The sequence below is a fragment of the Micromonospora arida genome, assembly GCF_003857035.1.
In the GTDB taxonomy this organism is placed as follows: Bacteria; Actinomycetota; Actinomycetes; order Mycobacteriales; family Micromonosporaceae; genus Micromonospora; species Micromonospora arida.
Map to the genome: position 1 here is coordinate 1 of NZ_QGSY01000335.1, position 11,004 is coordinate 11,004.

Below are 11,004 nucleotides of genomic sequence, written 5' to 3' on the forward strand. Positions count from 1 at the left end.
GGCCTGGACGGGGCGGTGGTCGCTGCCGGGCAGGGCGAACACCTGCACCGAGCGGACCGCTATCCGATGGTCGACCAGGACGTGGTCGATGGTGACGGGTGGGATGAGGTCGCCGTCGTACGGACCCCAGGTGCCGGTCAGGCCCTCTCCGGTGGCGTCGGCGGCGTCGACGTAACCGCTGCGCAGCAGGGCCCGCAGTGGACTGTGGTCGAGGGTCGCGTTGAAGTCTCCGGCGAGGATTCGCAGGCCACCGTCAGGGGTGGCCGGTGGTTGGGCGGTCAGGTCGGCACGCCAGGCGCCCACCTGGTCCAGCGCGTACGGCGCCGAGGGGTGGGCCGACTCGACGCGGACGGGAGGCCCGCCGGGGACGGAGACCGTCGCGTACGCCTGGGTGAAGCCCCAACCGTTGAGGTTGCGCCGGACGCCGACGTCGGTGATCGGCCACCGTGAGTAGAGCCCGGAGCCGGCGGTGCCGATCTCCGGGTTGAGCTGCCGGTGCGGCAGTAGCGTGGTCAGGCCGAGTTGATCCAGGGCGCCCTGCGCGTCTGGCGTGAACTCCTGCACGGTGAGCACGTCGATCTGGTGTCGCCGGACCAGTTCCACCAGCGTCCGCGCGTCGCCGGTGCCGGCGAGCAGATTGGCGGTGAGCAGCCGCACGGTCGGCCCGGCCGCCGCCGGCTGCGGGTCGGCCAGCGCCCGAGGTGCGACGGTGCCGAGCAACGCCACCGCCGCCAGGGCCGCGAGCGCCGCCGGCCACCAGCGCCGCAGGGCGAGCGCGAGGGCCAGGACCAGCACGCTGACGCCCGCCACGTACGGCGTGAAGGCGAGCGCCTGCACCACCGGCCCCCGGTCCAGGCCGAGCAGTCGGACTGCCGCCCAGAGAGCGGTGGGTACGACGGCAAGCCAGCAGAGCACCGTGCCGAGCCGAGCCCTTCGGTGCGCGGGCAGCGCGTCGATGATCACGACGATGATCGTAGTCGGGCCTGACGAACGCATTTCATGAATGGTGAGGCGTTCACATTTCGCAATTATCTGACGGTTGGTTGACACCCCGGAAAACCGAGATCAACTATTGACTGTCGGCTTTTTCCGGTGCTACGTTCCATCTGGCTTAAACGACGCAACTCTGAGTAGTAAGCGCAGCTCAGATGGGATGCAGATCGTTGAGAAATCAACCTCGTCGGGTGTAAGTGAATTAGCTTCCCCCGCCCCGCTGTCGTCGTACGCCTATTTATGGGCAGTCATCCGTCCCGCCCTGCGGGTCGGCCGAATTCGCACGGTCACACAAGGGGGACCTGTCATGAGCACATCCTTCCGACGTAAGGCGGCGGCGGTCACATTCGCCGTCCTGGCGCTCAGCCTGGCCGGCGGGGGCATCGCTCTCGCCCAGCCGTCGGCGAAGGCGCCGCAGGAGGCCGTCCAACCGGCGGCCCGCACGAACTCCCAGCCGCCGGTCACCGCCGAGTCGGCGCGCATGGCGAAGGCCGCGCTGAAGTCGGGCGCGGCCACCACGCTGGCCTCCACCACCAGCGTCGTCGTCGTCAACTCCAACGGCACCAAGGCACGCGGTGCCGGCACCGTGATCAAGTACGGTGTCGGCCAGTACGAGGTCCAGTTCGGTTACGTCGTCACGTCGAGCGTTATCGTGGCCACCGTCGGCCGGGCTGACGCCTGCTGCATCCCGCCGGCCGGCGAGATCTCGGTCGCGCCCCGGCTCAGCACGCCCAACGGGGTCTTCGTGCAGACCCGCAACTCGGCCGGCACCCCGACCGACCTGGGCTTCCACCTGGTCGTCCACCTCCCCTGATCGACCGACACCCGGCCCCCGTCGCTCACTGCGACGGGGGCCGGACCCTGTCCGCTCAGCGGACTCGCCGGCTGCGCCTCGGCCAGCCGGTCCGCGCATTGATCGACTCGGGTTGCATGAAGTCGGCGTGCCCGCCGATCCGGGATACCCCGATTTCCGTGAACGCGAGTGGATCACGCAGGTGTCCGTCACCCGCTCGCCGGTCGGACTCTCCGTGGCCGGTCGCTTGACGGTTGTGCGTTCTTTGACCCGGCTCGCGCCGATCGGCGCTTCCTGGCCGGTCGCGGCCCGGTTGAACGCTCCTTGGCGGGCTCGCGATGGTCGTCACCCTTCCGCGCGCATCATCCCCATTCCGGCCACTCCGGGCCGGTCCGGGCCGCACAATCCCACGTTTGTCGAGCGTGTGCCCGGGAAGCAAGCACCGTGACGGACATCTCGGACACCCTGGCCAGCATGCCCAGCCCGGTCGATCCGGAGCCGACCGGCATCGAGCTGGAACAGACCCTCTTCGAGGTCAAACGCGTGATCGTCGGGCAGGATCGCCTCGTCGAACGCCTGCTCACCGCCCTGGTCGCCAACGGACACTGCCTCCTTGAGGGGGTACCCGGCGTAGCCAAGACACTTGCCGCGCAGACCCTCGCGACAGTGGTCGGCGGCACCTTCTCCCGGATCCAGTTCACCCCGGACCTGGTGCCATCCGACATCGTCGGCACCCGGATCTACCGGGCGTCCAAGGAGACCTTCGACATCGAGCTGGGCCCGATCATGGCCAACCTGGTGCTGGCCGACGAGATCAACCGGGCTCCGGCCAAGGTCCAGTCGGCGTTACTGGAGGCGATGGCCGAACGGCAGGTCTCGATCGGCGGGCGCAGCTGGCCGGTCCCGGAGCCGTTTCTGGTGCTGGCGACCCAGAACCCGATCGAGTCCGAGGGGGTCTACCAGCTCCCGGAGGCACAGCGTGACCGGTTCCTGATGAAGGTGGTGGTCGACTACCCCAGCGACGCCGACGAACTGGCCATCCTCTACCGGATGAGCACCGACCGGCCCACCGCGCGCCAGGTGCTCGACGCGCAACGGCTGCGGGACCTTCAGATCCACGCCGAGCGGGTCTTCGTCCACCACGCGTTGGCCGAGTACGTGGTGCGGCTCATCCTCGCCACCCGCGACCCCGGCCGGTTCGGGCTGCCCGAGATCGCCCCGCTGTTGGCGTACGGGGCCAGCCCTCGGGCCACCCTGGGCCTGGTCGCGGCCGCCCGGGCGCAGGCCCTGCTGCGGGGTCGGGAGTACGTGCTGCCCGAGGACGTCCGAGAGCTTGCCGTCGACGTCCTCGCCCACCGGCTGGTGCTCTCCTTCGACGCGGTGGCCGACGGGGTGTCGGCCGAGAGCGTGGTGCGACGGCTCGTCGAGGCGGTGCCGCCGCCCCGGCTGGCCACCGGACACCCGCAGCAGACACCGGATCTGGCGGCGGCATGAGACGCGCCACCGTCGCGCCCGCCGACCCCGGCCTGGCCGAGCTGGCCCCGGACCAGCGCCTGCGCCGCCTGGAGCTGACCGTCACCCGCCGACTGAACGGCCTGCTGCACGGCCAGTACCGTGGTCTGCTGCCCGGTCCCGGCAGTGAACCCTCCGGCAGTCGCGAATACCGGCCGGGCGAGGACGAGGTCCGCCGGATGGACTGGGCGGTGACCGCCCGGACCGCCGTGCCACACGTCCGGCAGGTCGACGCCGACCGGGAACTGACCACCTGGCTGCTCGTCGACGGCAGCGCCAGCATGGAGTTCGGCACCGCCGAGCTGGACAAACGGGAACTGGCGGTGGCCGCCGTCGCGGCGGTCGGCTTCCTGACCGCGGGCGTCGGCAACCGCCTCGGCGCCCAGGTGCTGCGCGCCGACGGGGTACGCCGCTTCCCGGCCCGCAGCGGACGTACCCATCTGCTTTCCCTGCTCCGCGCGCTGCTCGCCGCCCCCCGGGCCACCGCGCCCACCGACCGGGCGGGGCGCGGGCCGGCGGCCCGACCGCCCGATCTCGCCGACGGCCTCGACGCGCTGCACCGGATCGCCAACCGGCGTGGGCTGGTCGTGGTGGTCTCCGACTTCCTCGACGGCCTGCCCGACGACCCCGGCCGGACAGCGCCCTGGGAGCGGACCATGCGCCGGCTGGCCGTCCGGCACCAGGTGCTGGCGATCGAGGTGACCGACCCGCGTGAACTGGAACTTCCGGACGTCGGCCTGATCACGCTCGTCGACCCGGAGACCGGTCGACACCGCGAGGTGTGCACATCGGACCGTGGGCTGCGCGAGCGGTACGCCGAGGCCGCCACCGCCCAGCGCGAACAGGTCCACCAGGCGTTGCGCCGCAGCGGGGCCACCCATCTGCCGCTGCGCACCGACGGCGACTGGAGCGCGGACATCGTCCGGCACGTGCACGCCCAGCGCCGGCTGGCCGCCGCACCGGTCGGCCGGCCCCGGGGAGGTGCCGCGTGATCTGGCAGTCGCCGCTGCGGCTCTGGCTGCTGCTCGGCGTGCTCGCCCTGGTCGTCGCGTACCTGGTGATGCAGCGGCGACGCAGCCGGTACGCGGTCCGCTTCACCAACCTGCGGCTGCTGGACCGGGTGGCCCCGGAGCGGCCCGCCTGGCGTCGGCACGTACCGGCCGGGCTCTTCCTGGCCATGCTGGCGCTGCTCGTGGTCGGCTTCGCCCGACCGAGCGCCGAGGTTCGGGTGCCCCGGGAACGGGCCACGGTGATGGTGGCGGTGGACGTCTCCACGTCGATGCTCGCCACCGACGTCGAACCGGACCGGTTGGCCGCGGCGAAGGAGGCCGCCCGGCGCTTCGTCGAGGGCCTGCCCGACGAGTTCAACGTGGGTCTCGTCGCGTTCGCCGGCAGTGCCGCCGTGCTGGTGCCCCCGAGCACCGACCGGGACGCCCTCGACGAGGGGATCGACCGGCTCGCCGAAGGGATCACCGGTGTCCAGGGCACCGCGATCGGCGAGGCCATCAACACCTCACTCGGCGCGGTCAAGAGCCTGGACAGCGAGGCCGCGAAGGAGACCCCACCCGCCCGGGTCATCCTGCTCTCCGACGGCGCCAACACCTCAGGGATGGACCCGATGGAGGCGGCGGCGGAAGCGGTGAAGGCGGAGGTGCCGGTGCACTCGATCTCGTTCGGTACCCCGTCCGGGTTCGTCGACCGAGGTGGACGGCCCATCCAGGTGCCGGTGGACGGACAAACCCTCAAGGCGGTCGCCGAGGAGACCGGCGGCATGTTCCACGAGGCCAGCACCACCGACGAGCTGCGGGCCGTCTACGACGACATCGGCAGTTCGGTCGGCTACCGCACCGAGCGGCAGGACATCTCGGCCCGGTTCATCGGCCTCGGACTGGTGTTCGCGATGGGCGCCGCCGCCGGCTCGATGCGCTGGTTCTCCCGGCTGCCCTGACCGCCACGTACAACCGACGTCGACCGTGAGGAGTACGCATGGCAGTGCAGACCGGACTGGGCGAACCGCGCGGTCCCTGGTTCATCTCACCGGAACTCGACCCGGACGGGCGCGGGTGGTGGGACGCGCCCGAGCGCGACCCGGGCGGGCGACGGCCTGGGCGGCTGCTCGCCGTGTTGGCCGTGGTGGCGGTCTCGGCCGTCTCCGGTGCTCTCGCCGGTGGCGTGGTGGCCAGCCGGGACGGGGCTGGGGGCCCGGCTGCGGCGTCCGCCGCCCCGGTGCCGGCCGAGCTGGTCACCGCGGCCGAGCGGACCGTACCCGGGGTGGTGTCGGTGCTGGCCGGCGGCGCGACCAGTGGGTCCGCGACCGGCTCCGGCTTCGCCGTGGACGACCAGCAGCACCTGATCACCAACGACCACATCCTGGCCAAGGGGGGTGGCGGGCCGGTGACCGTGGAGCTGCCCGACGGCCGCCGGTTCGCCGCCGAGGTGGTCGGACGGGAGCCGCGCAGCGACCTGGCGGTGCTGAAGGTGCCGGCATCGGCCGGTCTCACCCCGCTGCCCCTGGCCAAGCCCGGCGCGACCCGGGTCGGTGAGCCGGTGCTCGCGGTGGGGTCGCCGCTCGGTCTGGCCGGAACGGTCACCGCGGGCATCGTCAGCGCGCTCGACCGGCAGGTGCGGCTCGGCAACAGCCGGCACAGCGCGGTGCAGACCGACGCGTCCATCAACCCCGGCAACTCCGGTGGGCCACTGGTCAACGCGCGCGGGGAGGTGGTCGGGGTGAACACCGCCATCGCCACCATCGACGGGAACGGCTCGATCGGCATCGGGTTCGCCATCCCGATCGACCAGGTGCAGCAGACCGCCGACACGATCATCGGCAAGGGCGGCTGAGCTGCCCGGACACCCTGACGGGGGCCAACACTGTCAGATATCCGGCCCGACGGCATCGGACCATGGAAATATTACGCTCGGTATGGATACTGGCGGAGGTGGAGCGTCCTCTTCTCACGGTCCTCCTGCTGGTGGGCCTGGTCATCGGATGTGCAGTGGGGTCGGCGTACGCCCGGGCACGACGCGGGTGGACCGATTACCAGACCGTCAAGAAATCGGTGCCAGGTGCCCGCCGGGGCGCCTGGTCGCTGATCCGCGGCGTCGTCGTGAAGGCCGCGGTGATCGGGGTGCTGCTCTTCGGCGCGGTGGCGTACGCGGCCGTCGGCTCCGACGAGGAGAGCGCCGGGCCGGCGCCCACCCAGTCCCCGACGCAGAGTGAGCCTGCGCACCGATGATCCCCGGGGGGTCGTCGCGGGTTAGCCTCGGGGTGTGGACGACGGACTGCGGGTGACCGACCGGTGGGTCGTCCCCGCCGGCGAGCTACGGGAGCGCTTCTCCCGCTCGTCCGGGCCGGGCGGGCAGGGTGTGAACACCGCTGACTCCCGGGTCGAGCTGAGCTACGACGTGGCCAACTCGCCGGCCGTGCCCGAGTGGCTGCGGTCGCGGGCGCTGGCCCGGCTGGCCAACCGCCTGGTCGACGGGGTGCTGACGATCGCCGCCAGCGAGCACCGGGCCCAGCTGGCCAACCGGGAGGCGGCCCGGGCACGGATGACCGCCCTGCTGCGGGAGGCCGCTGCGCCCCCGCCGCCGGCCCGCCGAGCGACCCGCCCGTCCCGCGGGGCCAAGGAACGCCGGCTGGCCGAGAAGAAACGCCAGTCCCAGCGCAAGCGGGACCGCCGCGCCGACGACGACTGATCCAGGACGGCGACTAGTCCGGCACGGCGGCGAGCAGCCGGTCGCGCAGCACGGCGGCCCGCTCGGCGAACCCGCGCTGGGCCGCCGCGTACTCCGCCCGGCCGTCCGGGGTCTCCACGCGCACCGGCGGGTAGCCGAGTGCCGCCAGGTCGTACGGGCTGGCCCGCATGTCCAGCGTGCGGATGTCCCGGGCCAGGTCGAACGCGTCGGCCACCAGCTCCGAGGAGACCAACGGCGACAACTTGTACGCCCACTTGTACAGATCCATGTTGGCGTGCAGGCAGCCCGGCTGCTCGTGCGCGTGCTGCGTCTCCCGGGTCGGGGTGAGCAGGTTCAACGGGCGGGCCGGCGGGGTGAAGAACCGGAACGCGTCGAAGTGGCTGCACCGCACGCCACGCTCCTCGACGACCTCGGCGGTGCGTTCCGCGCTGAGCCGCAGCGGCCAGGCGTTGTGCCGCAACTCCTCCCGGGTCTGCCGGTAGACCATCGCCCACTCGTGCATCCCGAAGCAGCCGAAGTGCGCCGCACGTCCACGCGTCGCGGCCAGGAGGGAGCGGATCCAGGCGATCGATTCGGCGCGCCGGGCGCGTACCCCCTCGGTGTCGAGGGTGACCCCGGCGGTCCCGGCGCGGTAGTCGCGGCCGAACTCGGCCGGGTCGGCGTCGCGTAGCTCGACCCCGGGCCCCGGATGCCAGCGCCGCAGCTGGGCCGGGCGGTGCGAGTAGTAGGTGAACAGGAAGTCGGCCACCGGATGCCGCTCACCGCGTCGTCGCCGGGCCAGGTGCGGGGTCAGCCAGACGTCCACCCGCTCCTCGTGGGCCCGTCGGCGGGCCTGCCACTGCGTCGCGTCGAGCACGGCGGGGGCGAGGGCGGCGGTCACGCACCCCAGGGTACGACCGCCGCCCGCACACCGATCAGGGCATCTGCACCCGGACTCCGGCGGAGAACACCCCGCTGCGCAGCTCCAGCTGCTGGGGCGGGTCCCGCCCGTCGACGGTGAAGACCAGCGGGAGCACCATCCGGGTGCCCGCCGCCATCGGGTCGGCGAAGACGTCCCGACCCAGGTTCGCCGTCCGGGTGGCCGACTCGTCGGCGCTCACCCAGCGCCCGCCGGGCAGGTACGCCCGTTGCAGCTCGCTGTGCCACGGCTGGTGGTCTCCGGTGACGTTGCGCACACCGACGGTGGCCTCGCAGCGTCGCCCGTTGGCCGGTGCGGCACCGCCGCCGTCGGTTTTCCCGGCGGTGCCGGGCGCGCCGCAGGTCATCCGGTACACGGTGAACTCGAACGCCGACTCGCGCAGCGGCACGCCCAGCGACCCGGTGACCCCGGTGCCCACCCACGCGCCGCTGGTCGGCTGCTTCTCCGTGTCGATCGCCGCGACCTGCCGGGTCGCCGTCCAACCCGCGGTGCCGACCACACCGGCCAGCACCACGACGGCGGCGCCCACCAACATCCAGACCGGCGGGGTACGCCGACGCCGCACCGGACTCGGCGCTGCCGGGCGGGGATAGACCGTCCCGCGGCCACCCTCGGGGCCGCCGCCGGTGGAGAGCGCGGCAGCCGTCACCCGACGCCCGCGCCGACGTCGCCACACCCACACCAGGGCGGCGCTGATCAGCAGCAGGACCGCCAGTCCGCCGAGCAGCACCGGGTAGCGGCGCCACGGCGGCGCCTCGGTCACCTCGGCCGCCGGTGCCGCTGCCGCCTGCCAGGTGGCCGTGGCGCAGTCGTACGGCCGGCTGCCGTCACTGGTGAACGCGCAGGTCGGCGCGGTCAGCGGCTTGCCCGGCGCGGTCGCCGCGAGCGCGGTGCCCAGGGTGGTGGTGCTGTGCGCGGGCAGCCGCAACCGCCAGGTCACCTCGGTGGCCGATCCGCCGGCCGGGGTGGACCGGCCACCACCGCTGATCGCGGTCGTCGACGCACCGGGCGGCAGCTCCTGACGCACTGTGGTCTCCAGCGGCGAGTTGCTCACGTTGCGCACCTGGATCCGGTACCTCGGTGCCGGGCTGCTCTCCGTCGCGACCGCCACCGTGACCTGTTGCGGAGGCGCCGACGCCGGTGCCCGGGTCGGCGGTGCCATCGCCGGTGGCGCCGAGGGCGGGGTGGGCTCCGTCACCCGCGCGACCATCGCCACCGGCGGCCGGGTTGCCGCTGGTGCTGGTGTGGCAGCCGGTGGTCGTGGCGCGGCCGCGGTTGGTTGTGGCTTTTCGGCCGGTGGCCGTGGCGCGGCCGCGGTTGGTTGTGGCGTGGCGGCCGGTGGTCGTGGCGCGGCCGCCGCCTCCGGAGCCGCCGTCGGCAGGGCCGGCACGGCGGCGAGGATGCCGAGGCAGTGCACGAACACTGCGAGGGCTCTGTGGTGTCGTGTCGATGCAGGCATACGAACGAACCTCCGGAGCCGACGCTAGGGGCGGGCCGCCTCCGTGCGGGTACGAAGTCGAGAAGTCCGCCCCGGTCACCTCCAGCTCCGGTAAGGTGCCGCGCGCTGACGGGTTGAGCACACCCGACGGCCGGTCCTGGCCGGTTGGGGCACCTGCGGCGCTAGATTGGCCGGGTGCGTATCGCTCGTTTCGCCCATGCCAAGGGAATGTCGTTCGGTGCCGTCGAAGGCGAAGCGGAGGCCGGGCCGCAGGGCCTGACCATCGCCGAGATCGAGGGCCACCCGTTCGGCAATCTCTCCTTCAGTGGGGCCCGCTGGGCCCTCTCCGACGTCCGGCTGCTCTCGCCGATCCTGCCCAGCAAGGTCGTCTGTGTCGGCCGCAACTACGCCGACCACGCCGCCGAGCTGGGCAACGAGGTGCCCAAGGAGCCGCTGCTCTTCCTCAAGCCGTCCACCTCGGTGATCGGCCCCCGGGACGCCATCCGGCTGCCGATCTTCTCCAAGCAGGTCGAGCACGAGGCGGAGCTGGCGGTCGTGATCGGGGCGCCGGGTGCGCGCCGTGCCGACCGCGCCGCCGCCGAACGCGCCATCTTCGGCTACACCTGCGCCAACGACGTCACCGCTCGGGACCTCCAGCGTTCGGACGGGCAGTGGACCCGGGCCAAGGGCTTCGACTCGTTCTGCCCGATCGGCCCGTGGATCACCACCGGACTGGACGTCTCCGATCTGGAGATCCGGTGTGAGGTGGGTCGCAACCCGGAGGAGATGGAGGTACGCCAACTCGGCCGGACGAAGGACATGGTCTTCGACGTGCCGGGCCTGGTGTCGTACATCTCGCACGTGATGACTCTGCTGCCCGGCGACGTCGTTCTCACCGGCACTCCAGCCGGGGTTAGCCCGCTTGTCGAGGGGGATACGGTCACCGTGCGGATCGACGGCATCGGCGAGCTCACCAACCCGGTGGTGCCCGTCGCCTGATCCGTCCGATGCCCCTGTTTCCGCAGCTCACGGGTGGTTCGGGGGGATCGGATTTGGCCTGCCGGCACCGGGAGGGTAAAGTTCACTCCCGGCGCCGCAAGGGGCCAATGGGGTATGGGGTAATTGGCAGCCCGACTGATTCTGGTTCAGTTAGTCTAGGTTCGAGTCCTGGTACCCCAGCGCTGCTGGAATTCGCGAGAGTTTCCAGACGCTGGATTCTGACGGAGTTCGACTCCGCCCCTTCGGGGGCGGAGGGTGGTCTTCGGTAGAGTGCAGCTCCTCCACCGCTAAGGTGGGGGAGCAAAAGTTGTTCTGGCCCCGTCGTCTAGCGGCCCAGGACGCCGCCCTCTCAAGGCGGTAGCGCCGGTTCGAATCCGGTCGGGGCTACAGCGTGCGCAGCCCGTCTCACCTCGTGAGGCGGGCTGTTTCGTGTCCGCCGCCGGCCCGGTCCGGCCCCCGCCGGGCCCTCGGGTGACAGCGCACCCCGCGCTCATGCCCGGGTACGGTGCCGCTAGACTACATTCGCACCGCCCGCGAGGGTGGTGAACGGAAAAGTTCTGGCCCCGTCGTCTAGCGGCCCAGGACGCCGCCCTCTCAAGGCGGTAGCGCCGGTTCGAATCCGGTCGGGGCTACAACCAAAGGCTCATCTCGCCC

11 protein-coding genes and 3 tRNA genes are annotated in these 11,004 nt (G+C 72.2%); 11 read left to right on the forward strand and 3 right to left on the reverse strand.

Annotated elements, in window-relative coordinates; all coding sequences use genetic code 11:
* On the reverse strand, positions 1 to 915 hold a 915-nt coding region (locus DLJ58_RS32930; protein WP_244219232.1), incomplete at its 3' end, for an endonuclease/exonuclease/phosphatase family protein.
* Between the two features lie 385 nt (positions 916 to 1,300).
* Here DLJ58_RS32930 and DLJ58_RS32935 point away from each other — a divergent pair.
* The 7 genes from DLJ58_RS32935 to arfB all read left to right on the forward strand — a co-directional run bounded on the left by DLJ58_RS32935 (position 1,301) and on the right by arfB (position 6,994).
* A complete protein-coding gene (locus tag DLJ58_RS32935; RefSeq protein ID WP_124862839.1) occupies positions 1,301 to 1,807 on the forward strand; it encodes a hypothetical protein in 507 nt (168 codons plus the stop codon).
* A gap of 423 nt (positions 1,808 to 2,230) precedes the next feature.
* Entirely contained in the window at positions 2,231 to 3,280 is a 1,050-nt protein-coding gene (locus DLJ58_RS32940; protein ID WP_124862842.1) for an AAA family ATPase, read from the forward strand.
* Entirely contained in the window at positions 3,277 to 4,290 is a 1,014-nt protein-coding gene (locus tag DLJ58_RS32945; RefSeq protein ID WP_124862846.1) for a DUF58 domain-containing protein, read from the forward strand. Before DLJ58_RS32940 ends, DLJ58_RS32945 begins: the two co-directional genes overlap by 4 nt.
* A complete protein-coding gene (locus tag DLJ58_RS32950; protein ID WP_124862849.1) occupies positions 4,287 to 5,246 on the forward strand; it encodes a VWA domain-containing protein in 960 nt (319 codons plus the stop codon). The genes DLJ58_RS32945 and DLJ58_RS32950 overlap by 4 nt, the downstream gene beginning before the upstream one ends.
* Before the next feature lie 38 nt (positions 5,247 to 5,284).
* Positions 5,285 to 6,139 (forward strand): S1C family serine protease, encoded by an 855-nt coding sequence (locus DLJ58_RS32955; RefSeq protein ID WP_124862852.1) that lies wholly within the window; start codon positions 5,285 to 5,287, stop codon positions 6,137 to 6,139.
* Between the two features lie 98 nt (positions 6,140 to 6,237).
* Complete coding sequence (locus tag DLJ58_RS32960; protein ID WP_124862854.1) at positions 6,238 to 6,534, forward strand: hypothetical protein; 297 nt, start codon at positions 6,238 to 6,240, stop codon at positions 6,532 to 6,534.
* Positions 6,535 to 6,568: 34 nt separating this feature from the next.
* Positions 6,569 to 6,994 carry an alternative ribosome rescue aminoacyl-tRNA hydrolase ArfB gene (gene arfB, locus DLJ58_RS32965; protein ID WP_124862856.1) on the forward strand — a complete coding sequence of 142 codons (426 nt, stop codon included), beginning with the start codon at positions 6,569 to 6,571 and terminating at the stop codon, positions 6,992 to 6,994.
* A 13-nt stretch (positions 6,995 to 7,007) separates the two neighbouring features.
* Here the strand turns inward: arfB and DLJ58_RS32970 are convergent, their stop codons facing one another.
* Both DLJ58_RS32970 and DLJ58_RS32975 read right to left on the reverse strand, forming a co-directional pair.
* Positions 7,008 to 7,874 carry a 3-methyladenine DNA glycosylase gene (locus tag DLJ58_RS32970; RefSeq protein WP_124862859.1) on the reverse strand — a complete coding sequence of 289 codons (867 nt, stop codon included), beginning with the start codon at positions 7,872 to 7,874 and terminating at the stop codon, positions 7,008 to 7,010.
* A 34-nt stretch (positions 7,875 to 7,908) separates the two neighbouring features.
* Complete coding sequence (locus tag DLJ58_RS32975; protein ID WP_124862862.1) at positions 7,909 to 9,372, reverse strand: hypothetical protein; 1,464 nt, start codon at positions 9,370 to 9,372, stop codon at positions 7,909 to 7,911.
* Positions 9,373 to 9,546: 174 nt separating this feature from the next.
* On the opposite strand from DLJ58_RS32975, the gene DLJ58_RS32980 reads away from it, so the two are divergent.
* The 4 genes from DLJ58_RS32980 to DLJ58_RS32995 all read left to right on the forward strand — a co-directional run bounded on the left by DLJ58_RS32980 (position 9,547) and on the right by DLJ58_RS32995 (position 10,982).
* Complete coding sequence (locus DLJ58_RS32980) at positions 9,547 to 10,350, forward strand: fumarylacetoacetate hydrolase family protein (protein WP_091393135.1); 804 nt, start codon at positions 9,547 to 9,549, stop codon at positions 10,348 to 10,350.
* A 108-nt stretch (positions 10,351 to 10,458) separates the two neighbouring features.
* A tRNA-Gln gene (locus DLJ58_RS32985) sits at positions 10,459 to 10,530 on the forward strand.
* A 134-nt stretch (positions 10,531 to 10,664) separates the two neighbouring features.
* Positions 10,665 to 10,737 (forward strand) — tRNA-Glu (locus DLJ58_RS32990).
* 172 nt (positions 10,738 to 10,909) lie between these two features.
* Positions 10,910 to 10,982 (forward strand) — tRNA-Glu (locus tag DLJ58_RS32995).
* Positions 10,983 to 11,004 lie beyond the last annotated feature (22 nt).